We start from the raw sequence: 25,425 nt of genomic DNA, 5'->3' as shown, positions 1-25,425 counted from the left end.
GTGGCTCCCCTGGAATGTCGCCCATGCAGACGCATTCCTTTTCGTATTTTCCCTAGTCGTAAAGTTTCGAGCCCGGATTGCAACGTGATTTTTCGATCATTACGCGTGTTTTCGCCGCACGCCGTCCGATTGCCCGTTTTGTTCCCGTCCGCCCCCTGGACCATCGCGGACCCTACCATTGGCCTAACGCAATGTCTTTGACGATTCAATCGCTCTATGCGCCCCATGTCGAAGAAATCGCCGTCAAAATAAGTTGATGGGCGGGATCGTTGCGCCGTCAAAGGCAATCCGTTTGCGCTCTCTGTCTTTCCCTAACGTCAGCGTTTTCTCTATTTGACGACGAAGCCGTGTGCAAACGGGTCGCGGTCGTCGATGAAGATCGTGTTCAATCCAGTCATCCGCGCCCACCCGCCGATCGACGGAATGATTGCCGGCTTGCCGGCGACGGTGACCTCTTTCTCCACCCTGCCCTTGAACAGCGACCCGATGATCGATTCATGGACGAAGTCGTCGCCGACCCCAAGCTTGCCCTTGGCGTGAAGCTGCGCCATCCGCGCCGAGGTGCCGGTGCCGCAGGGCGAGCGGTCGATTGCCTTGTCGCCGTAGAAGACGGCGTTGCGGGCATCGGCTTGCGGGTTGGCCGGCGCGCCGGTCCACAATATGTGCGACAGCTTGTCGATGCCGGGATTCTCCGGGTGGACGAAGGAATATTTCTCGTTGAGCCGCTGCCGCACCACCGGGCTCCAGGCGATCAGCTCGCCGGCCGAATGGTCGGCCATGTCGCGATAGTTCTTTTGCGGTTCGACGATGGCGTAGAAATTGCCGCCGTAGGCGACATCGACGCTGACCTCGCCGAGCCCGGGGCATTCGACCGTCAGTCCCTCGGCATAGAGGAAGGAAGGCACATTGGTGATGCGCACCTCCTCGACATAATCGCCGACTTGGCTGTACTCGGCGACGACCACGCCCGCCGGCGTATCCAGCCTGAGCACGCCCGGCGTCTTCGGCTTGATCAATCCATTTTCGACGGCAAAGGTCACCGTGCCGATGGTGCCGTGGCCGCACATCGGCAGGCAGCCCGAGGTTTCGATGAACAGGATGGCGATGTCGCAATCCTCGCGCGTCGGTGGATAGAGGATCGAGCCGGACATCACGTCATGGCCGCGCGGCTCGAACATCAGGCCGGTGCGGATCCAGTCGTATTCGGCCAGGAAATGCGCTCGCCGCTCCATCATCGTCGAGCCGTTGAGCAACGGTCCGCCGCCGGCAACCAGCCGCACCGGATTGCCGCAGGTGTGGCCGTCTATGCAGAAGAAGGAATGCTTGGCCATGCCGGCTCCCAACTGAATGTCTTCGATCTCAAAATCGTTGCGGGCTGAACGGACCGAGATCAAGCGATGGACTCTGCCCGAGAACGAGCTCGCGGATCAAGCGTCCGGTCGCCGCGGCCTGGGTCAGGCCGAGGTGACCATGGCCGAAACCGTACACCACCGACGGCGTTTTTTGCGATTGCCCGATCACCGGCAGCGAATCCGGCAGCGACGGCCGGAACCCTATCCATTCGCGCCCATTGGCCGGATCCAGTCCCGGCAGGAATTTCTGGGCCTTTTCGAGCAGCGCTTTCGAGCGCGCATAATTGGGCGGCCTCTCAAGGCCGCCGAGTTCGACCGCACCACCGACGCGCAGGCCCGTCTCGAGCGGCGTGATGACGAAGCCATGCCCGGAAAAGATCAATTGCCGCCTTACGTCGAAGGCAGTCTTCGGCAGCGTCGTGTTGTAGCCACGCTCGGTCTCCAGCGGGATTCTGTCGCCGAGATGTCTCGCCAACAGGTGCGACCAGGCCCCGGCAGCGATGACGAGATGCTTCGCCCGTCGCCTCGTGCCGTCGGCCATGGTCAGGATCGCGCCGTCCTGTCCTGCCTCGACACGCTCGATCCGGGCCCTTTCGAACCCGGCGCCCAACCTCTCGGCATAGGCCCATAACGCCTTTCCAAGCCGCTTGGGGTCGGCGACGGTTTTCCACCCCGGAACGAAAGTTCCCTTGACGAAGCGCGGCGACAGACCGGGCTGCAAGGCGGCGAGAGCGCTCCCCTCGACATGGCTGAAGCCGATGCCGAAGCGCTGCCTTGCCGCCCAGCCGGGCAGTGAGGCCTTGAACTCGGCTTCGCTTTCGTAGAGTTCGAGCGAGCCGTCCTCGTGCAGCATCGGCCGTGTGCCGGAACGGTCGAGCAAACCCATCCATTCCGCCTCGGCGAGCTTCATCATCCCGGCCTGTGCGGCAAGGCCGGCTTCATAGCGGTCGCTTCGGCCGGCGCGCCAGAAGCGGACCAGCCAGGGCAGCAGCTTCAGCAGATAGGCTGGTGGGATGCTGAGCGGGCCGAGCGGGTCGGCGAGCCATTTCGGCAGCTGCCTGATCATGCCCTTGTGGGCGAGCGGCAGCACGTCGGAGAAGGCAAAGGCGGCGGCATTGCCGGAACTGGTCTCCTCGCAGATCCCCGTCCGATCGAAGATCGTGACGTTTCGCCCCGCCTCGGCCAGAAATGCGGCAGCGCAGATGCCGATAATGCCGCCACCAATGATGGCGACATCGAGCGTAGCATTGTCATTCATTGGCATGCGCCGCGCTGCACATCTGCAAACACCCTCGAAGGCACTGGATCAGAATGCCGGCAGTTGCGGCCGCACGGCCAGCGCATCCCTGACGACCTTTTCGACTGCCTTGCGCCGCTCGCCCGACAATGGCTGGCGCGGCATGCGCACGCGGTCGTTGGTGTTGATCGCCAAAACTTCGGCGAGCTTGATGTTCTGCACCAGATAGGTCGAGACGTCGAGGTCGAGCAGCGGCCGGAACCAGCGGTAGATCTTCAACGCCTCCTCGCGGCGGCCCTGTCTCATCAGCTGGTAGATGGCGACGGTCTCGCGCGGGAACGCGGTGACCAAGCCCGCCACCCAGCCGATGGCGCCGACCGACAGCGCCTCAAAGGCGAGATTGTCGACGCCAGTGAACAGGTCGTAGCGGTCGCCGAGGCGGTTGATAATCTCGGTCGAGCGGCGGATGTCGTCCGAGGACTCTTTTATGGCGACGAAGCGCTGGTCCTTGGCCAACTCCTCCATCTGGTCGACGGTGACGTCGACGCGATAGGCAAGCCGGTTGGAGTAGATCATCACCGGCAGGTCGCCGGCCGCGGCGACGGCGCTGAGTGCCGCGACCGTCTCCTCGGCATTGGTATGGTAGATCGGGCTCGGCACCACCATCAAACCGTTGGCGCCTTCCTTGGCGGCGCGGCGTGCGATCGCCGCCGCCTCGCGTGTACCGGCCTCGTTGACCGTCAACAGCACCGGTTTTTTGCCGGCGATCTTCTGGGCGGTCTTCAGCACCGCGATCTTCTCGTCATGCGACAGCATCGGGCCTTCGCCGAGCGACCCGCAGACGATGATGCCGTCACAGCCGGCCTCCATCTGCAGCGCAAAGCAGCGCTCCATCTCGGCATGGTCGAGGCCGTCGTCCTCGGTGAATTTGGTCGTAACGGCGGGGAAGACTCCGGCCCACATATCGATCGCTCCATCTGATATATCAGTCGTATATTTCTTAAGAAGCCGACTGTCAACGTTGAATCTGATATGATATATCAACAATATATCAGGAGAAGCCGCATTGGTATATGACAGGCCGGGCTCCGAGCCGGCAACTGCGAAGGCCTACCGCAGGCTCGAGCACATGATCGTAACTCTCGAGCTGGCGCCGGCGAGCTTCATCACCGAGGGGGCGCTGATCGACAGGCTCGGCCTCGGCCGCACCCCGGTTCGCGAAGCGATCCAGCGGCTGGCTTGGGAGGGGCTGCTCGAGGTCCGGCCGCGCGCCGGCATTGCCATTGCCCCGCTGCACCCCGGCGACTGGCTGCGTGTCCTCGACGCCCGCCGTGGCGTCGAGGTGGTGCTTGCCCGCTCGGCCGCTCGCTTCGTCACCCGCGAGGCCGCCGACCTGTTCCATGACGCTGCCCTTGCCATGCAAAAGGCGGTGATTTCGGAAAATGTGTTTTACTTCATCCAGGCCGACAAGGCGCTCGACGAGGCGCTGGCGCTGGCTGCCGACAACCCGTTCGCCGCGCGCCTGGCGGCGCCCTTGCAAACCCACAGCCGCCGTTTCTGGTTCCGCTACAAGGCCGATACCGGCTTGGCCGAATCCGCCGAGCATCATGTCGCGCTGATCCGCTCGATCCTAGCCGGCGACGAGGAGGCCGCGGCCAAGGACGCCAAGCGCCTGATGGCACTTTTGCGCGGCCATGCCGAGGCAGCTGCCACACGCTGAGCCTGTCATTTCGTCATGCGCCCTGGCCGGGCAGGGCCATCACGTTTTCCCAATTGTCGCCGGCCGCGACGATGCAGCTTCTGCCGGCGATATCGGTGACGACGATACTCCAGGTTCCGGTCTCGGCGACAAAGACTTCCATGACCGCCTCATGACCGATCAGCCCTAAAGCAAACTGCCTTTCCTGGAACTTCTCGCTCAAATGGGCGACGAGCTCGCCATGTTCAACGCAGTATTGATATTGCGCGCTTGCAGTGTTCGTACCCACCGCCAATGCGCCAGCAAGAACCAGGGTTTTCACCCATCCCAACAGTGCTTTGTGTGCCATAGGGCACCTCCTTTGCCATCACGTTCCGGCAAAGGAGGGGTTTGACAGCCTCACTTTGCCGGAGCGATCCAGGCCGGTTCCGACGTCATCATCATCGCGTCGTTCCTTTCTGTGTTCCGGTCTGCCATCGGTGGTAACGATTCTAGATGTTCCCATTATGTTCCCGATATATGGTATCGGCAACGGAAAAGCGCAAGCAGGCGCCCAAGCGGGCGCCTACAGATCCGTTTTACGGTTGTCGCCGAACGAATGGGCCACCAGGCTGCGCGGCCATGCGAGGCCGCTGCTACGCGCGAGCGTGGAACCTCATCAGGTGCCTGGCAGCGCCGCTGTCGTCATCGCGCTCTCCCAGCCTTCGCCGACTGAAATCACGCAGCTTTGGCCTTTTGTGTCGCTGGCGAGGATGGTCCATGTGCCCTTGTCGGAAACGAAGACTTCAAGCACCACATTCGGATTGACGACGCCGACCGCGCTCGGGTTTTCATGAAACTTCTCGCCGAGCGCCTTCACCATATCGGCGCGTGCCGCACATTGCTCGGCAGCCATTGCCGGGACGGCGGAAAGGGCCATCGCAGCGCAAGCTGCAGTCGCCATGAGACGTGTCATCTGACACCTCCTTTGCGCCGGACGATATCCCCGGAGCCGTCACCAGCGCCGTTGGTTGATCTGCCAGCGTCTGCTTCGCGGCAGGACTGCAACCTAAGAAGATTGCTGCCTTCTTGGTTCCATCACATTAGTGTTCATGCCGATGAAGACCGCGACGAAAAAAAGGCCCGGGTCGAGCCCAGGCCTTCTTTTTCCGCGATCTGGATCAGTTCATCGTCGGAATGATGAACTCGGCGCCATCCTTCACGCCGGCCGGCGCGCCCGAAACCGAAGGCGAGGACGCGCAGACAGAAAACCGTCCGGCTAATTCATCGTCGGAATGACGAACTCGGCGCCATCCTTCACGCCGGCCCGCGCCCCCGAAGCCGAAGGCGAGGACGCGCAGACAGAAAACCGTCCGGCTAATTCATCGTCGGAATGACGAATTCGGCGCCGTTCTTCACGCCGGCCCGCGCGCCCGAAGCCGAAGGCGAGGACGCGCAGACAGAAAACCGTCCGGCTAATTCATCGTCGGAATGACGAACTCGGCGCCATCCTTCACGCCGGACGGCCAGCGCGACGTCACCGTCTTGGTCTTGGTGTAGAAGCGGAACGCGTCCGGCCCGTGCTGGTTGAGGTCGCCGAAGGAGGACGCCTTCCAGCCGCCAAACGTATAGTAGGCGATCGGCACCGGGATCGGCACGTTGATGCCGACCATGCCGACCTGAACCCGCGAGGCGAAGTCGCGCGCCGCGTCGCCGTCGCGGGTGAAGATAGCGACGCCATTGCCCATCTCGTGCTCGTTGGCGAGCTTGATCGCGTTCTCGTAGGTCGGTGCGCGCACCACCGACAGCACCGGCCCGAAGATCTCTTCCTTGTAGATGCGCATGTCGGGGGTCACATTGTCGAACAGGCAGCCGCCCATATAGTAGCCGTTCTCGTAACCCTGCATGGAAAAGCCGCGTCCGTCGACGACCAGCTTGGCGCCTTCCTTGACGCCGGTGTCGACATAGGACTTGACCCGCTCCAGCGCCTGTGCCGTGACCAGCGGGCCGAAATCGGCGGAAGAATCGGTCGACGGACCGACCTTCAGGCTCTCGACCCGCGGCACCAGTCTTTCCATCAGCCGGTTGGCGGTGTCGTTGCCGACCGGAACGGCCACCGATATGGCCATGCAGCGCTCGCCGGCCGAGCCGTAGCCGGCGCCGATCAGCGCGTCGACGGTCTGGTCCATATCGGCATCCGGCATGATGATCATGTGGTTCTTGGCACCGCCGAAGCACTGCACGCGCTTGCCGGCCGCGCAGCCGCGCGAGTAGATGTACTGGGCGATCGGCGTCGAGCCGACGAAACCGATGGCCTTGATGTCGGGATCGTCGAGGATGGCGTCGACCACTTCCTTGTCGCCATTGACGACATTGAGGATGCCCGCCGGCAGGCCGGCCTCGATGAACAGTTCGGCAATGCGCATCGGCACGCCCGGGTCGCGCTCGGACGGTTTGAGGATGAAGGCATTGCCGCAAGCGATGGCCGGCGCGATCTTCCACAGCGGGATCATCGCCGGAAAATTGAACGGCGTGATGCCGGCGACGACGCCAAGCGGCTGGCGCATCGAATAGACGTCGATGCCGGGGCCGGCGCCATCGGTGAACTCGCCCTTCATCATGTGCGGCGCACCGATGCAGACCTCGACCACTTCGAGGCCGCGCTGGATGTCGCCCTTGGCGTCGGCGATGGTCTTGCCGTGTTCGCGCGCCAATATCTCGGCCAGCGCGTCATACTCCTTGGCGACCAGCTCGAGGAACCGCATCAGGACGCGCACGCGCCGCTGCGGGTTGGTCGCCGCCCAGCCGGGCTGTGCCGCCTTGGCGTTTTCGACCGCCGCGCGCAATTCCGCCTGCGAAGCCAGCGCCACCGTGCCGCGCACCGTGCCGTCCATCGGCTGCATGACGTCCTGCTTGCGGCCGCTGGTTCCGGCGACGCGCTTGCCGCCGATGAAATGACCGTATTCGATCATGGTCTCTCTCCCTGGTTCGTGATGAGGCATTGTCCGCCTTTGCGAGAGCGATGGCAACGCGAGCGAAAACGCAACCGTTGTGCAGAAAATAGATAGCAGTGGGTGTCTGTGCATCAAATCGCGCAAATGATAGAGATGTGTGGTGTACGCCATGGGATAGAGAAAATTGAGTTTCTTCGCCGTCGAGCGCTGCCGTAATCGTCATCATCCGGACCATCCCGATGAACTGGGATGATGCCCGCATCTTCCTTGCCGTGGCGCGCGCCGGTCAGATCCTCGGCGCCGCCAGGCGGCTGGAGCTTAATCACGCGACCGTCTCGCGCCGCATCGCCGCCCTGGAGGATGCGCTCCGGACAAAACTGTTTCGCCGGCTTACCACGGGCAGTGAGCTGACGCCGGCGGGCGAGCGTTTCCTCGAGATCGCCGAACGCATGGAGGGCGACATGATCGCCGCGCGCTCGACTGTTTCAGGCGAAGGCGACGACGTCTCGGGCACCGTGCGGATCGGCGCGCCGGACGGTTTTGGCGTCGCCTTCCTGGCCAGGCGCCTCGGCGCGCTGACCGCTCTGCACCGTGAACTCACCATCCAGTTGGTGCCGGTACCACGCTCCTTCTCTTTGTCACGGCGCGAGGCCGACATTGCCATCACCGTAGAGCGGCCGACGGAAGGCCGCCTGGTGGCGGGAAAGCTGGTCGACTACACGCTCGGCCTGTTCGCGTCGCGTGCCTACGCCGACACGCATGGCCTGCCCGGAACCGCCGCCGAGCTAGGGCAGCATACGCTGATCGGCTACGTGCCGGATCTGATCGTCAGTCCCTCGCTCGACTACGCGGCCGAATTCAGCGCCGACTGGCGCACCAGCTTCGCCATTTCCTCCGCGCTCGGCCAGGCCGAAGCGGTGCGTTCCGGCGCCGGCATCGGCATACTGCACACCTTCGTTGCCCGCGCGATGCCGGAGTTGGTGCCCCTCGATATCGTCGCACCCATCCGCCGCGCCTACTGGCTGGTCTATCACGAATCGGTCAGGCCGCTGCGCCGCGTCCAGGTCGTCTCGAACTTCATCACCAAGGCCGTCGAACGGGACAGGGGTTTGTTCGCGTGAAGCCTATCGGCCGGCGGCTGCCTTAAGCTGCCGGGTCTTACTTGGCGTATCGTCCCGGCCCGAGATCGCCGACGTCGATGTCCGGCACCCGGCTGGAGATGATGTCGGCTAGAACCTTAGCCGAGCCGCAGGCCATGGTCCAACCGAGTGTGCCATGGCCGGTATTGAGATAGAGATTGGAGAAATCGGTGCGGCCGATCAGCGGCGGCCCGTCCGGTGTCATCGGCCGCAGCCCGCACCAGAAGGTCGCCGATTGCATGTCGCCGCTGCCCGAAAACAGGTCGCCGACCGAATGTTCGAGCGTGCGGCGCCGCGATTCGTGCAGCCGCAGGTCGAAGCCGGAAATCTCCGCTGTGCCGCCGACCCGGATACGATCGCCGAGCCGGGTGATCGCTACTTTGTAGCTCTCGTCCATCACGGTCGAGACCGGTGCGGCGGTGGCGTCCTTGATCGGCAGGGTGATCGAATAGCCCTTGACCGGGTAGACCGGGATAGGCCGCTTCAGCATGCGCATGAACCGCGCCGAATAGCTGCCCATCGCCATCACATAGGCATCAGCGACCATCCAGCCCTTGCTGGTGCTGATGCTGGTGATGCGATCGCGCTTCTTGACGACGCGCCGTATCTCCGTGTCGTATTCGAAGGTGACGCCGCGTGCCGCGCAAAGCTCGGCAAGCCTGTCGGTAAACATCTTGCAGTCGCCGGTTTCGTCGCCGGGCAACCGCAGGCCACCGACGAATTTTTCGCGCACGCCAGCCAGCGCGGGTTCGGCCGCAATGCAGCCGTCGGGGTCGAGAACCTGGTAGGGGACGCCATAGGTCTTCAGCACCTCGACATCGCCACCGACGCCGTCGAGCTGCTTTTGCGTTCGGAAAAGCTGCAGCGTGCCCTTTGCGCGCTCGTCATAGGCGATGCCGGTCGCCTCGCGCAGCGCCTTCAGCGTGTCGCGGCTGTACTCGGCCAGCGGCACCATGCGCGCCTTGTTCAGCGCGTAGCGTTCAGCCGTGCAATTGCGCAGCATCTTGACCAGCCATATCCACATATGCGGATCGAGGGCCGGTCGCACCACCAGTGGGCCGTGCTTCATCAAAAGCCATTTGATGGCCTTCAGCGGAACGCCGGGCCCGGCCCAGGGCGAGGCATAGCCAGGCGAGATCTCGCCGGCATTGGCAAAGCTGGTTTCCAGCGCCGGGCCTTTCTGGCGATCGATCACAGTCACCTGATGGCCGGCCTCGGCAAGAAAATAGGCGGTGGTGACCCCGATCACACCGCCGCCCAGCACGAAGATCTTCATCGTTTGGTTCTCCGCGGCGGCGTCGTCGGGATTCGAGACCGGGATCATCGCCGCCTTCTGTCTGCCGGATTCTGTGGCGTCAGCCAAGTGCCGATGCTCAGGGAAAAGACATGCGTGAGGACAACAAGCTTGCGTCCTAGCGATTCACATAGCGCCGGTGGAAACGGTGGCCGAGGCTGGTCAAGACCTCGTAGCCGATAGTGCCGGCCTGGCCAGCTACCTGGTCCACCGTCTGCGATGACGGCCCGATCAGTTCAACGAGGTCGCCGGCCTTCAGCTTGCCGGGCGGCAGTGCGGAAATGTCGAGGATGATCGTATCCATCGAAATCCGGCCGACGAAGGGCAGCCGCACATTTTCGAACCAGGCAGCGGAAGCGGCGCGACGATGCCAGCCATCGCCGTAGCCGAGCGAAATCGTCGCCGCGGCAAGCGGGGCCTTGGCATGAAAAGTGTGGCCGTAGCCGACACCGGCGCCGGCCTCCAATATCCGCGTCTGGATGACCTTGGCCTGCAATCGCACCACCGGCAGCATCGGATTGTCCTTCGCCGGCGTCGGATTGACGCCATAGAGAGCGGCACCCGGACGAACGAGGTCGTAGTGATAGCGCTGCCCGAGAAAAATGCCTGATGAATTGGCAAGGGAAGCCGGCGCTTCCGGCAGCATTTGGCGCAGCCGTTCGAATTCCAGCCGCTGCCGCTCGTTGGCCAGTTGCTCGGGTTCGTCGGCGCAGGCGAGATGGCTCATCACGAACGTCACTTCGACACCGTCGAAGGCGTGCGTATCCTGCGCGACTGCCTTCACCTCCGCGGGCGTCATGCCGAGCCGCGACATGCCGCTGTCGACCTGGAGGGCGGCCGGCAACTTACGGCCCACCCGCCCGGCCATCTCGCGCCATGCCGCGAGTTGGCTGGCGCTGTTGAGTACGCTGCAAAGCCCTGCCGCAACCGCTTCCCTTTCCGCACCCGGCGGAATGCCGTTCAGCACATAAATGGCCGGGCCTGAGCCGAGCGCCTTGCGCAGCAAGATGCCGCCGGCCAAATGCGCAACAAAGAAGGTATTACAGCCCTCAGCCATCAGTGCCGCCGCCACCGGCGCCGCGCCAATCCCGTAACCGTCGGCCTTGACCACTCCAGCACAGCTGACGCCGCCCAGCCGCGCCTTCAGCCGCCGGTAATTCTCACGGATGGCGCCGAGATCGATGGTCAGGATTGCCCCCGCCGCCGCTTCGCTGATCGGCTCGCTCGGGGCGCCAGCCTGCCGTGGGGCAACGGCCTGCGGAAGAGATTTGCTGGAGATGTCGTTCATGCCGACCTGTTTTAGCGGAAGGCCAGTGGCTACGCCACCAAATGCCGGAACGCCGCCACCACGTCTTCGTAGACCTTGCGCTTGAACGGCACGATCAGGCCCGGCAATTCCAGCATCGGCCGCCACGCCCACCGGTCGAACTCGGCCTTGTGGCCACCCGGTGGCGGATTGATCGCGATCTCGCTTTCGTCACCGTGGAAGCGGAAGGCAAACCATTTCTGCGTCTGGCCGCGATACCGTCCCTTGAAGGCGACGCCGACCAGATGCGCCGGCAGGTCGTATTTGATCCAGTGCGGCGCCTCGGCCAACAACGACACCGAGCGCATGCCGGTCTCTTCGTAGAGTTCGCGCCTGGCCGCGAGCAGCGGCTCCTCGCCATCGTCGATGCCGCCCTGCGGCATCTGCCAGAGCTGTGTCGTTCCGGCGAACTCGCTGTCTGGCTCGGCAATGCGATGGCCGAGCCAGACCAGGCCGTCGCCATTGAGGACCGTCACCCCTACGCAGGGCCGGTAGGGCAGCGTCTCGGGGTCAACGAGCTTGTTCTTTGCCATCTCAGCCTTTTTCCGGATCTATTGCCACCGCCGAAACCGGCACGATCTCGATGCCGCGCTTCTTGGCCTCGGTCACCCAGGAAGACACGGTATCCACCGTCAGGTCGAAGGCCGAGCCGACGCCGACGGCAAACCCTTTCGCCCGCGCCGTCGCTTCCAGCCCGTCCAGTTTCTTCAATAGGGCGCCGCGGTCCTGCACCGCGTCGATCGCCGTATCGCCGCCGACGAACGGTACGCCGTCCTTCAGCGCCAATTCGGGTGCCAGGCTGCGCGCTGAGGAACCGTCATCGACATAGGCGAGGCCACGCTTGCCAAGTTCGGCCATCAACGGCCCCATCGCCGTCGCGTCGGCCGAAAAGCGGGCGCCCATATAGTTCATGACGCCGGTATAGTTGGTCGTTCGCGACAGCGCCCAGCGTAAATTCTTCAAATTCTCGTCCGGCGTCGCAGCTACGGTCAGGGTGTTGCGGCCGGGATTGACGTTCGGATAGTCGAACGGCTCGAGCGGCACCTGCATGATGACCTCATGGCCGCCCTGCCGCGCCACCTGCATCCAGCGGCCGATGCTGTTGCCTTGCGGCGCGAAGGCCAGCGTCACCTCCGCCGGCAGCTTGGCGATGGCTGCCTGCGTGCCGGTCTGCGACACGGCAAGACCGCCGATGACGAGCGCCACGCGTGCACCGCGTGCGCCGGACCACGGCCGCGCATAGACATCGAACGGGCGCCGGCCGTCGGCGGCGCGGATCGGCAGCGGACCGGTCTCGCTGGCCTCGATCAGTGCCTTGTCGGGAATGTGCGCGATCCTGAGGTTCTGGCCGATCGTCGAAGGGTCGCGGATGACGATGGCCGCCTCGGGTGGACCATCGCCCTCCTCGGTCTGGACATGGATGATCTGCGGACCGCCCGTCTTCGGCCCGCTTATGTTGGCGCCGCTTGCGTTGCTTGGCGCTGCCGTTTCGGGCGTCGCCTTGGCAGACGCCGCGGCGGTATCCGCCGCCGCCGGCGTCTTCGGCGTCGAGACCGCTACTTCCTGCAGCTTCCGGAATGGCTTGTCGCGCAAGGCGATCGCGCTGGAGACGCCGACCACCGACAGCACGACAAGCGCGGCGGCGACCGCACCGGCGCTGATCCCGCTGCCCGAGCGCGACGGCCGGATCGCCTGTCCGAGAGGTCGTTCTATGTCCTTGCCGATATCAGCCAAGCCCGCACCCCCGGCGTGCATCCCCGAAGTAAAACCTTCTCCGGAGGCGCAAGATCCAAAATGTCGGCGCGTCCCCTTGCTTCACTGGACGCGCAGCATGCCGGCCGCAGCCCCGAATCAAACTGCCGGAGCCTCGCGGCCCCGGCAGCATCGCATCGCTTCGCTCAGGCAGCCAGACCCGTTTGGCCCGGCTTGCCCGCCCTTACTGGTTCAACACGGCCTTTTGCGGATTCGGCGGGAACGCCGGATCGGTCTTCTGGCCGCGCAGCAGCTGCTCGGCATAGATGAGCTGCAAATCGTCCTTCGGCTCCGGCGGCACATAGGCTGCCGAACCCGAACCGGTCGTGCCTTCGTCGGCGCCCTTGATATGGCCCTTGAGGTCGGATTCGCCGCGCGTCAGATCCCTGCCCTGCAGTTCCGCCGGCAGCGGCTGGTCGACCTTGATGTCGGGCGTGATGCCCTTGCCCTGGATCGACTTGCCGGACGGCGTGTAATAGAGCGCCGTCGTCAACCGCAGCGCCCCGTTCTCGCCAAGCGGGATGATGGTCTGCACCGAACCCTTGCCGAAGGACTGCGTGCCGACCACCGTGGCGCGGCGCAGATCCTGCAGTGCGCCGGCGACGATTTCCGAGGCACTGGCCGAGCCGCCATTGACGAGCACGATCAGCGGCTTGCCGCCGATGTCGTCGCCGGCCCGCGCGTCGAAGCGGGTGACGTCCTTCGGATCGCGACCGCGCGTCGAGACGATCTCGCCACGGTCGAGGAAGGCATCCGACACGCTCACCGCCTGGTCGAGCAAACCGCCCGGATTGAGGCGCAGGTCGAGCACGTAGCCCTTGAGCTTGTCGTTCGGCACCTGCTTTTTGATGGTGTCGATGGCATTCTCGAGGTCGTCATAGGTCTTTTCGGTAAAGGAGGTGATCTTCATGTAGCCGATGTCGTTTTCGACCCGGAACTTGACCGCCTTGACCTTGATGATGTCGCGCACGACGGTCAGTTCGATCGGCTTGTCGGCGCCCTGGCGCAGGATGGTGAGCTTGATCGGCGTGTTGACCAGCCCGCGCATCTTCTCGACGGCGTCGTTGAGCGTCAGGCCGCGAACCTCCTCGCCGTCGATCTTGGCGATATAGTCGCCGGCGAGCACACCAGCCTTGGCGGCCGGAGTATCGTCGATCGGCGTGATCACCTTGACCAGGTCGTTCTCCATGGTGACCTCGATGCCGAGGCCGCCGAACTCGCCCTTGGTTTGAACGCGCATGTCCTGCGCTTCTTCGGCGTTCATGTATGAGGAGTGCGGGTCAAGCGACGACAGCATGCCGTTGATGGCATTTTCAACCAGCGACTTGTCGTCGGGCGGCGTCACATAATTCGCCCGCACCCGTTCGAAGATATCGCCGAAGATCGCCAGTTGCTTATAGGTCTCGGAGCCCGCAGCCTTCGCCGTCGAGCCGGGCGCGCCATAGACCAGGCTCATCGCCGATGCACCCATCAGCGCACCGGCAAACAGAAGCGACAGTTTCCGCATCATTCACGTCCTTCCAGAAAAACGGTCCGCCCACCATGGGGCCGGATCGACGGGTTTTCCATCCTTGCGGAACTCGACATAGAGCTCCGGCGTGGCATTTCCATTCTTCGATGCCGAGGTGCTCGCCACCCGGGCCTCTCCCATCGCGCCGACCGGCTCACCTGCGAGCACCGACTGGCCAGACGCGACGCTGATTCTGCTCATCCCCGCCAAGACGACATGATAGCCGTCACCCGCATTCAGGATCAAGAGTTGACCGTAAGAGCGGAAAGGCCCCGCATAAAGCACATTTCCATCCGCCGGCGCTGTGACGATGGCTCCCGATTGTGTCGCAACCATGTCACCAAGCATCACCGCGCCGTTACCGTCGTTGGCGCCGAAGCGCCGCTTGATCCTGCCGGTGACCGGCAGCGCGATCTGCCCTTGCAGCGCGGAAAACGGCGCGGCAGCGGTGAGCCTGTTGCTCTCCGGCACCGGCAGCGAGGCCAATTCCGTCGACGCCGCAGCCGATGCCGGGCCCTTGTCGGCGTCGGCCGTCTTTTGCTCGGCTGCCTTGGCCGCATCCGCCGCCTTGCGGGCCCTATCGGCCTCGAGCGAGGCGATCAGTTCTTTCAGGCTGCCGGCCTTGGCCGCCAACGTCGCGGACCGCTGCTTTTCGGCGGCCAGCGCGGTTTGCGTATCGGCGGCGAGCTTCTGCTTGGCTTCGAGCAGCATGCCGAGCCGCTTTTTTTCCGCCGCCTGCTCGCCGATCGCTGCCGTCAGCCGCGCCCGCTCGGCCTCGATCGAGGCCGTCACCCGCGACTGCTCCTTGAGGTCGGTCAGCAACATGTCGGTCTGCTGGCGCAGTTCCGGCACCACGGCACCGAGCAGGATGGCGCTGCGCACCGACGACAATGCGTCCTCCGGCTTGACCAGGATCGCCGGCGGCGGGTTGAGCCCCATGCGCTGCAGCGCGCCGAGCACTTCGGCCAGAACGTCGCGTCTGGCGGCCAGTGAGGCGCGGATCTTCTGCTCCTGCGCCTTAAGCCCTTCCAGCTTGCCGCCAATGTCCTCGATGTCCTGGCCGAGCTTCTGCTCGGTCATCGCCGACTGGATCAGCGCCGCGGTGATCGAGGCGTGGTCCTTCTTGACAGCCGCTATGTCGGCGGCGAGCTTGGCCAGCCGCTCGGACGACAGCGTGATCTCTTTCGATACTTTTTCGTATTCGGCGCGGCTCTGGTCCGGGTCGGGCGCCAGGTCGAGCGTGTTCTCAGCCCGCGCGACGCCGAGCGAAAGCGCGATCGCCGCCACGGCGATGCCGTAGGGCACGCGCCAGGAGCCCGTTCGTGATTTCCAGTCTTCAGACATTGAAGCCTAACTCTATGCGCGGCTTCGTTAACGAACCATCAACCATGTTCGAGCCCCGGCCGCCATCCGCAAACCCATGAGCCCAAACTCTTGATGAGCATTGGGGCAAAAATCCGGGCGGCTGGCATCAATTCGCCGACCGAGCCGACTTCATGAACGATGGTAGGGGTGGCCGGAAAGGATCGTTGCCGCCCGGTAAAGCTGCTCGCCCAGCATTACCCGGACCAGCTGATGCGGCCAGGTCAGCGCGCCGAGCGACACCGTCAGATCAGCCAGGTCGCGCAGCGACTGGTCATGGCCGTCGGCGCCGCCAATGCCGATCACCAGCGCCTTGCGCCCGCCATCGCGCAGCGAGCCTATGCGGCCGGCGAAATCCTCGGAGGAAAGGTTCTTGCCGCGCTCGTCCAGCAGCACCAGCGCCGTGCCCGGTTGCAAGTGCGTCTGCAGCTTCTGGCCTTCCTCGCGCCGGCGCTCATTGGCCGTCTGCGCGCGGCCTTCGGCAATCTCGACGATCCCGGCGAATTCGAGGCCTACGGCAGGACCGCTCTTGGCAAAACGCTCGAAATAGCGATCGGCCAACTGCTTCTCGGGGCCGGCTTTCATTCGGCCCACGGCATGAACGGTAATCTTCATCCTTGCCTCGAAGAGCCGCTGATGCATGTCTGACAACGACATGCATCAAGACGAGTACGGCTCAGTGGAGGGTCTCCTCCTCGAGATCGGGCGCCTGCCACATCTTTTCGAGATTGTAGAAGTCGCGGACCTCGGGACGGAAGACATGGACGATGATGTCGCCCGAATCGATCAGGACCCAGTCGGCGCCAGCCAGCCCCTCGACGCGCGCCGTGCCAAGCCCGGCATCCTTGAGCGCCTTGAGGAGGTGATCGGCGACAGCCGAGACATGACGGTGCGATCGGCCCGATGCGACGACCATGTAGTCGCCGAGGCTCGATTTTCCCTGAATGTCGATTGAGACGATGTTTTCGGCCTTGGAGTCTTCCAGACTGGCAAGGACTGTCTTGATGGCGCGGGACACGGCGTCGTTTACGCTGATCCCGGCCGGCGAAGGCACGATGTCGGCCTTCTTCCGAAGTGCTGTTCTCAGTGTATTTCCTTTCGCAGCAAGAACAACCAAATCACCTCTGAAATCAGGTGACACTGCTTAGATAGGCAGAGTTAGGTTGCAGTTTCAAGACACCGCTCGCAAGCAGGCGCCCGGCAGCGGCCGAATATGAGGCTTTCCGAGCGAGAAAATCGGAACCGCCTCGCCCCGCAGCGGTTATCGGCTCATCCACAAACCGGAATCCCGACATGCCGATCGATCCCCAGAACGCCCTCCTCACCGTGCAATCCGGCCTGGCGCAACTCAGCACGCTGATCGTCTCCTACTCGCTTTCTGCGGTCGGCGCCGTCATCCTGCTGGTCATCGGCTACATCGTCGCCGGCCTCGCCGAGCGTTCGATCTATGCCGGCCTCGGCCATATCCATGGCTTCGACGAAACGCTCCGCCATTTCTTCTCGCAGGTCGTCCGCTACGCCATCCTCGGGCTGGTCGTGATCATGGTTCTCGGCCAGTTCGGCGTGCAGACCGCTTCGATCATTGCCGCCATCGGTGCCGCCGGCCTGGCCATCGGCTTGGCGCTGCAAGGCACGCTGCAGAACATTGCCGCCGGCATCATGCTGCTGGCGCTGCGGCCGTTCCGCATCGGCGAATATGTCGAGGTCGGCGCCATATCCGGCACCGTCGAGGAGATCGGCCTGTTCGCTACAACGCTGAGGACGGTCGAAGGCGTCTACGTGCTTGCACCCAACTCGACCCTGTGGAACCAGCCGGTCCGCAACTTCACCCGCAACGGTGTGCGTCGCGGCGACATCACGCTCGGCATCGGCTCGTGGAACGACATCGATTTCGCGCAAAAGACCATGCTTGGCGTTGCCGCCGCCGACCGGCGTGTCAGGCGGCAGCCTGGGCCGATCGCCTTTGTCGCGACCGTCGGCGACAGCACCGTCGCCATCACCTTGCGCTACTGGACGGCGGCTGCCGACTTCTTCGCCACCCAGATCGACCTCACCAAGAGTGTCAAGCAGGCGTTCGATGCCGAGGGGCTTTCGGTCCCGGCGCCGGCACCGAAAGCGCCGCAGCCGGATGCCTCAGCCACACGGCAATAGAGCATTTGAAACCAGCTGGAGGGTGTTCAAAGTTCTTCGCGCCCGCGTTGACCTTCGGGCGCGAAGGCGAGATCGACGGGCAACGGCGCCTGCGCCGTCATCGGCGCGAAACTGCCGGTCTCGGTGGCGGGCACGGGCCGCACCATGACGACTCGCCAAAGAACGAACAGGCAGTAGGCGGCGGCAATGACGATTGCCACATAGATGAAGGCCTGCGTGCCGTATACGGCGGAAAGCCCGGTCACGATGCCGGGCACGACGAAGCCGGACAGCGACCAGGCGAACAAAAGCGAGCTCGACAGCGCCACCATGTCGTCCTTGCCGGCGCGATCGCCGGCATGGGCGCTGGCCAGAGAGTAGATCGATTCCGAGGCGCCGTCCCAGACCACGTAGATGACGAGCAGCGCCACCAGCGCGCCGCCGTCGAAACCGAGGGCAAACAGGCCCGCCGCGGCGGCAAGCGCCGACGCCGCGATCAGCACGAAGCGCCGGTCGGTGCGGTCGGAAATCCAGCCGAGCGGGATCTGCAGGATCAGCGTGCCGACCGGCATTGCCGAAAGCAGCAAGGCGACGTCGGCCTGGCTGTAGCCCTTGGCCGTGGCATGGATCGGCGCAAAGCCCGAGATCGTCATCGACAGGCCGCCGACGGCAAGCATGCCGGCAACGCCCACCGGCGAGATCCGCCAGGCGCGGCCGAGCGCCACGGACGCCGCTTGCGGCGCCGGTGGCTGCGCAAGCCGCGTCAGCCCGACGGGAAGGATCGACAGCGCGGTGAAGGCAATGCCGATCAGCGGCGCGTCGGCCGCGCGGATATCGATCAACGCCAGCGTCGAATAGCCGACGCCGAGTCCGGCGACATAGGCAACGTAGAAGATAGCCATGACCCGGCCACGGATGGCGTTGGCGACGACATCGTTCAGCCAGCTCTGCGCGACGATGAACAGGCCGCAAATGGCAAAGCCGTAGAGCGCCCGTGCAGCGATCCACGGCAAGGGATGAGGCCCGGCGCCGACCGCGGCGTTGGACAGCACGATCAGTGCCGACAGCACCATGAACACGCGGGCATGGCCGACACGCCGCACCAGCGGCCCGGTCAGGATGCAGCCGGCGAGGCCGCCAGCCGAAAGGCCGGTGACGATCAGCCCCGCCCAAGTCGGATCGAAGCCCGCGGCGCCGAGCCGGACTGGGATATAGGCGAACATGAGGCCATTGCCGACGGCGATCAGCGCCATCGACAAGAGGATACTGGCAATGGCGATCGACGGGGCCGGCTGCCCTAGACCGTTCTTGTCCTGGTCGCGCTCGAGAATCGTCATGACCGAGGATCGCCCATCAAGCAGGGCAAGGCAGCGGCAAAAGCGACATCAGCGGTCTTGCCTTCCGTGTTGGCTCAGCCCCTTGCCACCTTGCGGATCGCGCTCGACGACAGCGACGAACGAGGGCCGTGGATGAAGGTCCAGGCCGGCGCGTCCATGCGGGCGAGCCGCGGCGCGTCGCCCTCGTCGACGCGGGCATAGTCGAACGTCTTGGCGACCACCGACGACAGGAACGACAGTGTCGCGCCCGGCCGGTCGACCACCGCGATCGGGAATGTCATGACGATGCGGCGCCAGCGCTGCCAGCGGTGGAAGTCGCGAAGCGAGTCGGCCCCCATGATCCAGACGAAATCGACGCCGGGGTTACGCGCCTTGACCAGCGCCAGCGTATCGGCGGTGAAGCGGACGCGGTGGGCCGCCTCGAAGGCGGTGACCTTGATCTTCGGGTTCTTGGCGATCTTTTCGGATAGCTGCAGCCGCTCGGCCAGCGGCGCCAGGTCACCAGCATTCTTGAGCGGGTTGCCGGGCGTCACCATCCACCACAGCTGATCGAGCGCAAGGCGTCTGAGCGCGATCTCGGCGACCAGCGCATGGCCGGCGTGCGGCGGGTTGAACGAACCGCCGAACAGCCCGACGGCCACGCCTTTCCCGGCATGCGGCATGTGCAGATAGTGGGAGGATACGGATTCCTTACCCTCCTCCTTGTGAGGAGGGTCGATCCGCGAAGCGGAGCAGGGTGGGGGTGTTGCAGAGTTCAGCGTCGCACCCCCACCCGGCTCGCGATGCTCGCCACCCTCCCCACAAGGGGGAGGGTAAGACCGGCGCTCAAGGCCTCACCTGTCCCGACCCGCGTACGCGGTATTTGAACGAGGTCAGTTGCTCGACGCCGACCGGCCCGCGTGCATGCATCTTGCCTGTGGCGATGCCGATCTCGGCGCCCATGCCGAACTCGCCGCCATCGGCAAACTGGGTCGAGGCGTTGTGCAGAAGGATCGCCGAATCGACCTCGTTGAAGAACCGGTCGACCGCTGTGGCGTCCTCGGCGATGATCGCCTCGGTGTGATGCGAGGAAAACGTCTCGATATGCTCGATGGCGCCGGCGACGCCGTCGACCAGCTTCACCGCAATGATCGCGTCCAGATACTCGGTCACCCAGTCTGCATCGGTCGCGGGCTGGGCATCGGCATAAAGCCTCAGCGCCTCGGCATCGGCATGGATCTCGCAGCCTGCCGCCCGCAAGGCCTCGAGGATCGGCACCAGATGCGTGCCGGCGGCGGCACGGTCGACCAGCAGCGTCTCGGCAGCACCGCACACCCCGGTGCGCCGCATCTTGGCATTGACCGCGATCTTGACCGCCATGTCGAGATCGGCCGATCGGTCGATATAGAGATGGCAGATGCCCTCGAGATGCGCGAAGACCGGCACCCGCGCCTCGCTCTGCACACGCTCGACCAGGCTGCGGCCGCCGCGCGGAATGATGACCTCGAGATTGCCGGAAAGTCCTTTCAGCATTTCGCCGACGGCGGCGCGATCGGTGGTCGGCACCAATTGTATGGCATCCTCCGGCAGCCCGGCTGCCTTCAGCCCCTCGACCAGGCAGGCATGGATAGCGGCGGAAGAATTCGCCGAATCCGAGCCGCCGCGCAGGATCACCGGATTGCCCGCCTTGAGGCAGAGCGCGCCGGCATCGGCGGTCACGTTAGGCCGGCTCTCATAGATGACGCCGACGACGCCGAGCGGCGTGCGCACCCGTTCGATATGCAACCCGTTCGGCCGGTCCCATGCGGCAATGACATCGCCGACCGGATCGCGTAACCCGGCGATCTCGCTGATACCGTCTGCCATGGCGCGGATGCGGGCGGGATCGAGCTTCAGCCGATCCATCGACGCTGCCGATAGGCCAGCCTCCCTGCCATTTCTGATGTCGATGGCATTGGCGTCGAGGATGTCCTGCTCATGCCGAAGGATCGCCTGAGCCATGCCGAACAGCGCCGCGTGCTTGCGCTCGGCCGCAGCTATGGCCAGCGGGCGGGCCGCGGCACGCGCGCGGCGGCCGATATCGGCCATCAGCGCCACGGTATCATCCCGGGATTTTTCATGCAGCGTCAGCATGGCTCATCCTCCGCTATGTAACCTGGTCACCGACTACTTGCTCGCCACCGGCATGGCTCACCACAAGATCGTCGCGGTGGATCATCGCCGAACGCGCCTCGTAGCCGAGCACGGTTTCGATCTCGGCCGTCTTCAGGCCAGCGATCCTTACGGCATCGGCGGCATCATAGGCAACCAGCCCGCGCGCGATCTCGCGGCCCTCGGGCGACAGGATCGCCACCGTGTCGCCACGCGCAAAATTGCCGCTGACCAGTTTGACGCCGGCCGGCAGCAGCGACTTGCCGGAGAGCAGCGCGCCGATGGCGCCGGCATCGACGGTCAGCCGTCCTGCAGGTTCGAGCTGCCCGGCGATCCAGGTCTTGTAGCCCTTGACCGGATTGGCGCTCGGCCGGAAGAAGGTGGCACGCTCGCCGCGCTCGATTGCCAGCAGCGGCGACAGCCGCGTGCCCGATGTGATGATCATGGCGGTGCCGGCGGCGGTCGCGATCTTGCCGGCGTCGAGCTTGGTGCGCATGCCGCCGCGCGACAATTCCGAAGCAGCGGCACCCGCCATCGCTTCGATGTCGGGAGTGATGCGGTCGACGACCTGAATGAATCGAGCTTGCGGGTCACGCGCCGGCGGTGCCGTGTAGAGCCCGTCAACGTCGGAGAGCAGCACCAAAAGGTCGGCGCCCATCATAGTGGCGACGCGCGCAGCCAGCCGGTCGTTATCGCCATAGCGGATTTCGGAGGTGGCCACCGTATCGTTCTCGTTGATGACCGGCACCGCCTTCATCTTGAGCAGTGTCGAGATCGTCGCCCGCGCGTTGAGATAGCGGCGGCGCTCTTCGGTGTCGCCGAGCGTCAGCAGGATCTGGCCCGATTTCAAGCCATTCTTGCCGAGCGCATCCGACCAGGCGCCGGCTAAGGCGATCTGCCCGACGGCAGCAGCAGCCTGGCTCTCCTCGAGCTTCAGCGCCCGCTTGCCGAGGCCGAGGATGGTGCGGCCGAGTGCAATCGCCCCGGAAGACACGACGAGAATTTCGGCGCCGCCACTGGCCAGCACGGCGATGTCGTCGGCAAGCGAGGCCAGCCAGTCGCGCTTCAGGCCCGTCGTGCGGTCGACAAGCAGCGCCGAGCCGATCTTGACGGCAATGCGCCGATAATTTTTCAGCGATTGCGCGGCCATGGCTATGCGTTCCAGCGCGTCTCGACCGGCGCGGCGACGGCTTCGCGTGCCTCCGCCACCACCCCCATCAGCGCGCGCAGCACCGCCTCGACGCCCTCGCCGGTGACGGCGGAAAGCAGCATCGGCGCGCGGCCGGCGGCGCGTTTCAGCGAGGCGGCTTTCGCCTTGCGCGCGGCGGCATCGAGTATGTCGACCTGGGAAAGCGCGACGATCTCGACCTTGTCGGTCAACCCGTTTCCATAGGCGCCGAGTTCGGCGCGCACGGTCTTGTAGGCCTTGCCCGGATTTTCTTCCTGCGCCGAGACGAGGTGCAGAAGGACGCGCGTGCGCTCGACATGGCCAAGGAAGCGGTCGCCGATGCCGACACCTTCATGCGCGCCTTCGATCAGGCCCGGAATATCGGCAATGACGAATTCGCGACCGTCGATGCGGGCCACGCCAAGGCCCGGATGCAGCGTGGTGAAGGGATAGTCGGCGATCTTCGGCTTGGCCGCGGTGACCGCCGCCAGGAAGGTCGACTTGCCGGCGTTGGGCAGCCCGACAAGGCCGGCATCGGCGATCAGCTTCAGCCTGAGCCAGATGTTGAGCTCTTCGCCCGGCAGTCCGGGATTGGCGCGGCGCGGCGCTTGGTTGGTCGAGGTCTTGAAGTGCTGGTTGCCGAAACCGCCATTGCCGCCCTTGGCCAACAGAAAGCGCTGGCCGACGACCGTCAGATCGCAGATCAGCGTCTCATTGTCCTCGGCAAAGACCTGTGTTCCGGCCGGCACTTTCAGCGTTACGTCGGCACCCTTGGCGCCGGTCATGTTGCGGCCCATGCCGTGCGTCCCGGTCTTGGCCTTGAAATGCTGCTGGTAGCGATAGTCGATCAGCGTGTTCAGCCCATCGACCGCCTCGACCCAGACATCGCCGCCGCGACCGCCGTCGCCGCCGTCCGGGCCGCCGAACTCGATGAACTTTTCGCGCCGGAACGACACCGAACCGGCGCCGCCGTCGCCGGAGCGGATGTAGACCTTGGCTTGATCGAGAAATTTCATCGGATTGTATGGTTTCTGCTATTGGCTTTGCGGGATTGCTCTAAACCAAGGCGGGTCGAAGGGCGAGGGCCGTTTTTGCTACTGTAACGTCGCGCGTAGCTCTGGACGCGTACCATTTGGTTGACCCTTGCCGAAAAATCGATCCTCGGCTTTCCAAGCGCGAGATGTCGGAATGAAGCTGGTAACTTACAATATCCATTACGGCGTCGGCCTCGACGCCCGCTATGATATCGGCCGTATCGCCGATGCCGTGCGCGGCGCCGACGTGATCGCGCTGCAGGAGGTCACCCGCGCTAACCCGAAGAATGGCGGCCGCGACATGGTGGCCGACCTCGGCGAGGCGCTGCCCGACTATTTTGCCGTCTACGGCAGCAATTTCGAAGCCGACGCTGGCTCGCGCCTGGAGAACGGCCGCGCCATCACGACCACCTTCCAGCTCGGCAACATGGTGCTGTCGAGGACGCCGATCCATCTGTCGCGCAATCTCCTTTTGCCGCGCAGCCGCAGTGTCGAGGCGATGAACTTCCAGCGCGGCGCGCTGGAGGCGCTGGTCGAAACGCCGCTTGGTCCGATCCGCTTCTATTCCACCCATCTCGACCATCGCAGCCCGGTTGAACGCCTGAGCCAGATCCGCTTTCTGCGCCAGCGTCTGTTGAAATACCCGCTCGAGGGCGGCGGGCTCTCCGGCGTCGCCGAGATCGGCTTGCCGGAGCTGCCTTCTCCCGAAGCCTTCGTCGTCATGGGCGACTTCAACATGCTGGCCGGATCGCCGGAACATGTCGAACTCGCCGGCCAGCCTGACCACGAATTCGGCATGCCGGTGACCGCCGACCTCGCCATCGATGCCGCCGCACGCCTCGGCGCTGCCGGCGCCGATCTCGTCACCTGGGTCGACCCCAAGCAGCCGGGCGATACCAGCCGCTACAAGCGCATCGACTACATCTTCACCAGCGCCTCGCTTGCCAAATCGGTGAGGCGCCTGTGGGTCGACCGGCAAGCGGCCGGTTCGGATCACTTTCCGGTCTGGCTCGAGATGACGTGAGCCGCATCCATCAAAAATGCACCCAGTTCCGCAGGCTGGTCCAGGTCTTGCGATCGAGGCGGTAGCGTTCGACCGGCACCTGACCGGCAACGATCGAATTCAGCATGCCCTGGCCGGCATACTGGAAGCCGCATTTGTGGATGACCCGGCGCGAGGCCGGATTGATAACCCGCGTCGAGGCGTGCAGCACCTGGATCGTGGTTCTCTGGAAGGCAAGGTCGACCAGTGCGTGCGCTGCTTCCGTCGCGTAGCCGCGCTTCCAGTACGGCTCGCCGATCCAGTAGCCAAGCTCCAGCCCGCGATCCGTGGTGTTGAGCCCGGCACAGCCGACGAAGGTCTCGGTGCCGGCCAGCGTCAACGCATAGGCGATTCCGGCCCGGCGCGATGCCGTCATGGCCAGGAAAGCGCGTGCCTCCGCCTCGCCATAGGGATGCGGCATGCGAGCCAGCATTTCCGCGACATGGCGGTTGTCGGCGAGCGCCACCAATTGCTCGATGTCGCTTTCACGCGGGGCACGCATGACCAGCCGCTCGGTCGCGAGCACCGGGCAATCTATCGTGTAACTTTCGTCGTCTGTCACTTCCGCTTCGGCAACCATATCAAAGTCCTCCAGGCACAAGAAAAAGGGGAGATGGAAACCCATCTCCCCTGATCCATTTCCTGGCTTGGCCAGACACCGGTCCCGAGATGGGTGCCGGTGTTCTCGTGCGGAACCGGCTACTCCGCTGCCTTCGTCATCGGGTTCACCGATACGTAGGTTCGGCCATTGGCTTTTTTGTTGAAGGTGACTGCGCCAGCTTCGAGCGCAAACAGCGTGTGGTCCGTGCCAATGCCGACATTGGTGCCGGGATGCCACGTCGTGCCACGCTGACGAATGATGATGTTGCCCGGAATCACGGCTTCGCCGCCGAACTTCTTCACGCCGAGCCGCTTGGAATGGGAGTCGCGACCATTGCGCGACGATCCGCCAGCTTTCTTGTGTGCCATCTAACTACTCCGATGCGCCGCGAGGCGCCTA

General features: G+C 64.5%; 25 protein-coding genes. 4 read left to right on the top strand and 21 right to left on the bottom strand.

Annotation, left to right across the window (positions count from 1 at the left end):
• Positions 1–329: 329 nt before the first annotated feature.
• From NKJ17_RS04175 to NKJ17_RS04165, 3 genes are read right to left on the bottom strand one after another with little or no spacing between them, the layout of a single operon-like run.
• A complete protein-coding gene (locus NKJ17_RS04175; protein WP_352687140.1) occupies positions 330–1,331 on the bottom strand; it encodes a 4-hydroxyproline epimerase in 1,002 nt (333 codons plus the stop codon).
• A 28-nt stretch (positions 1,332–1,359) separates the two neighbouring features.
• Entirely contained in the window at positions 1,360–2,610 is a 1,251-nt protein-coding gene (locus NKJ17_RS04170; RefSeq protein ID WP_352687137.1) for an NAD(P)/FAD-dependent oxidoreductase, read from the bottom strand.
• 48 nt (positions 2,611–2,658) lie between these two features.
• Positions 2,659–3,552, bottom strand: a complete 894-nt coding sequence (locus NKJ17_RS04165) for a dihydrodipicolinate synthase family protein (RefSeq protein ID WP_352504915.1) — start codon at positions 3,550–3,552, stop codon at positions 2,659–2,661.
• 166 nt (positions 3,553–3,718) lie between these two features.
• Between NKJ17_RS04165 and NKJ17_RS04160 the strand changes: the two genes are divergently transcribed.
• Positions 3,719–4,309, top strand: coding sequence for a GntR family transcriptional regulator (locus tag NKJ17_RS04160; protein WP_502895519.1), 591 nt, complete (start codon positions 3,719–3,721; stop codon positions 4,307–4,309).
• A 13-nt stretch (positions 4,310–4,322) separates the two neighbouring features.
• On the opposite strand, the gene NKJ17_RS04155 is transcribed toward NKJ17_RS04160, so the two are convergent.
• From NKJ17_RS04155 to NKJ17_RS04145, 3 genes are all read right to left on the bottom strand, one after another.
• Positions 4,323–4,637, bottom strand: a complete 315-nt coding sequence (locus tag NKJ17_RS04155; protein WP_352687134.1) for a hypothetical protein — start codon at positions 4,635–4,637, stop codon at positions 4,323–4,325.
• A gap of 309 nt (positions 4,638–4,946) precedes the next feature.
• The gene (locus NKJ17_RS04150) at positions 4,947–5,243 is read right to left on the bottom strand and encodes a hypothetical protein (RefSeq protein WP_352648973.1); all 297 of its coding nucleotides are present in this window, start codon (positions 5,241–5,243) and stop codon (positions 4,947–4,949) included.
• Between the two features lie 499 nt (positions 5,244–5,742).
• Positions 5,743–7,239 carry a CoA-acylating methylmalonate-semialdehyde dehydrogenase gene (locus NKJ17_RS04145; RefSeq protein ID WP_352687131.1) on the bottom strand — a complete coding sequence of 499 codons (1,497 nt, stop codon included), beginning with the start codon at positions 7,237–7,239 and terminating at the stop codon, positions 5,743–5,745.
• A 221-nt stretch (positions 7,240–7,460) separates the two neighbouring features.
• Here NKJ17_RS04145 and NKJ17_RS04140 point away from each other — a divergent pair, with 221 nt between their 5' ends.
• Positions 7,461–8,342 carry a LysR family transcriptional regulator gene (locus NKJ17_RS04140; RefSeq protein WP_352687128.1) on the top strand — a complete coding sequence of 294 codons (882 nt, stop codon included), beginning with the start codon at positions 7,461–7,463 and terminating at the stop codon, positions 8,340–8,342.
• 37 nt (positions 8,343–8,379) lie between these two features.
• On the opposite strand, the gene NKJ17_RS04135 is transcribed toward NKJ17_RS04140, so the two are convergent.
• The 8 genes from NKJ17_RS04135 to rsfS all read right to left on the bottom strand — a co-directional run bounded on the left by NKJ17_RS04135 (position 8,380) and on the right by rsfS (position 16,638).
• Entirely contained in the window at positions 8,380–9,636 is a 1,257-nt protein-coding gene (locus tag NKJ17_RS04135) for a D-amino acid dehydrogenase (protein ID WP_352687404.1), read from the bottom strand.
• A 136-nt stretch (positions 9,637–9,772) separates the two neighbouring features.
• A complete protein-coding gene (alr, locus tag NKJ17_RS04130) occupies positions 9,773–10,942 on the bottom strand; it encodes an alanine racemase (protein ID WP_352687125.1) in 1,170 nt (389 codons plus the stop codon).
• 29 nt (positions 10,943–10,971) lie between these two features.
• Entirely contained in the window at positions 10,972–11,493 is a 522-nt protein-coding gene (locus NKJ17_RS04125; RefSeq protein WP_352687122.1) for an RNA pyrophosphohydrolase, read from the bottom strand.
• Between the two features lies 1 nt (position 11,494).
• Complete coding sequence (locus NKJ17_RS04120; RefSeq protein WP_352687119.1) at positions 11,495–12,694, bottom strand: divergent polysaccharide deacetylase family protein; 1,200 nt, start codon at positions 12,692–12,694, stop codon at positions 11,495–11,497.
• 202 nt (positions 12,695–12,896) lie between these two features.
• Entirely contained in the window at positions 12,897–14,222 is a 1,326-nt protein-coding gene (locus NKJ17_RS04115; RefSeq protein ID WP_023719673.1) for a S41 family peptidase, read from the bottom strand.
• Positions 14,223–15,566, bottom strand: a complete 1,344-nt coding sequence (locus NKJ17_RS04110; protein WP_352687117.1) for a murein hydrolase activator EnvC family protein — start codon at positions 15,564–15,566, stop codon at positions 14,223–14,225.
• A gap of 150 nt (positions 15,567–15,716) precedes the next feature.
• The gene (gene rlmH / locus NKJ17_RS04105; RefSeq protein WP_352687114.1) at positions 15,717–16,199 is read right to left on the bottom strand and encodes a 23S rRNA (pseudouridine(1915)-N(3))-methyltransferase RlmH; all 483 of its coding nucleotides are present in this window, start codon (positions 16,197–16,199) and stop codon (positions 15,717–15,719) included.
• 61 nt (positions 16,200–16,260) lie between these two features.
• Entirely contained in the window at positions 16,261–16,638 is a 378-nt protein-coding gene (gene rsfS, locus NKJ17_RS04100) for a ribosome silencing factor (protein ID WP_023678068.1), read from the bottom strand.
• Between the two features lie 239 nt (positions 16,639–16,877).
• Between rsfS and NKJ17_RS04095 the strand changes: the two genes are divergently transcribed.
• Positions 16,878–17,735, top strand: coding sequence for a mechanosensitive ion channel family protein (locus NKJ17_RS04095; RefSeq protein WP_352687111.1), 858 nt, complete (start codon positions 16,878–16,880; stop codon positions 17,733–17,735).
• A gap of 26 nt (positions 17,736–17,761) precedes the next feature.
• Here NKJ17_RS04095 and NKJ17_RS04090 read toward each other — a convergent pair whose 3' ends face one another.
• The 5 genes from NKJ17_RS04090 to obgE form a co-directional block, all read right to left on the bottom strand.
• On the bottom strand, positions 17,762–19,051 hold the full coding sequence (locus NKJ17_RS04090; protein ID WP_352687108.1) for an MFS transporter: 1,290 nt from the start codon (positions 19,049–19,051) through the stop codon (positions 17,762–17,764).
• Positions 19,052–19,125: 74 nt separating this feature from the next.
• On the bottom strand, positions 19,126–19,713 hold the full coding sequence (locus tag NKJ17_RS04085) for a nicotinate-nucleotide adenylyltransferase (protein WP_352687105.1): 588 nt from the start codon (positions 19,711–19,713) through the stop codon (positions 19,126–19,128).
• 163 nt (positions 19,714–19,876) lie between these two features.
• A complete protein-coding gene (locus tag NKJ17_RS04080; protein WP_352504904.1) occupies positions 19,877–21,163 on the bottom strand; it encodes a glutamate-5-semialdehyde dehydrogenase in 1,287 nt (428 codons plus the stop codon).
• A gap of 13 nt (positions 21,164–21,176) precedes the next feature.
• Entirely contained in the window at positions 21,177–22,331 is a 1,155-nt protein-coding gene (proB, locus tag NKJ17_RS04075; protein ID WP_352504903.1) for a glutamate 5-kinase, read from the bottom strand.
• Between the two features lie 2 nt (positions 22,332–22,333).
• The gene (gene obgE, locus NKJ17_RS04070) at positions 22,334–23,365 is read right to left on the bottom strand and encodes a GTPase ObgE (RefSeq protein ID WP_352504902.1); all 1,032 of its coding nucleotides are present in this window, start codon (positions 23,363–23,365) and stop codon (positions 22,334–22,336) included.
• A 172-nt stretch (positions 23,366–23,537) separates the two neighbouring features.
• On the opposite strand from obgE, the gene NKJ17_RS04065 reads away from it, so the two are divergent.
• Complete coding sequence (locus NKJ17_RS04065; protein ID WP_352687100.1) at positions 23,538–24,407, top strand: endonuclease/exonuclease/phosphatase family protein; 870 nt, start codon at positions 23,538–23,540, stop codon at positions 24,405–24,407.
• A gap of 10 nt (positions 24,408–24,417) precedes the next feature.
• Here NKJ17_RS04065 and NKJ17_RS04060 read toward each other — a convergent pair whose 3' ends face one another.
• Positions 24,418–25,005 (bottom strand): GNAT family N-acetyltransferase, encoded by a 588-nt coding sequence (locus tag NKJ17_RS04060; protein ID WP_352504900.1) that lies wholly within the window; start codon positions 25,003–25,005, stop codon positions 24,418–24,420.
• Between the two features lie 119 nt (positions 25,006–25,124).
• Complete coding sequence (rpmA, locus tag NKJ17_RS04055) at positions 25,125–25,394, bottom strand: 50S ribosomal protein L27 (protein WP_023678077.1); 270 nt, start codon at positions 25,392–25,394, stop codon at positions 25,125–25,127.
• Positions 25,395–25,425 lie beyond the last annotated feature (31 nt).

The organism is Mesorhizobium sp. M0208 (assembly GCF_040322015.1).
Taxonomy (GTDB): domain Bacteria; phylum Pseudomonadota; class Alphaproteobacteria; order Rhizobiales; family Rhizobiaceae; genus Mesorhizobium.
Note: the sequence above shows the minus strand (reverse complement) of the source record. Positions and strands in the feature narration are given on the sequence as shown.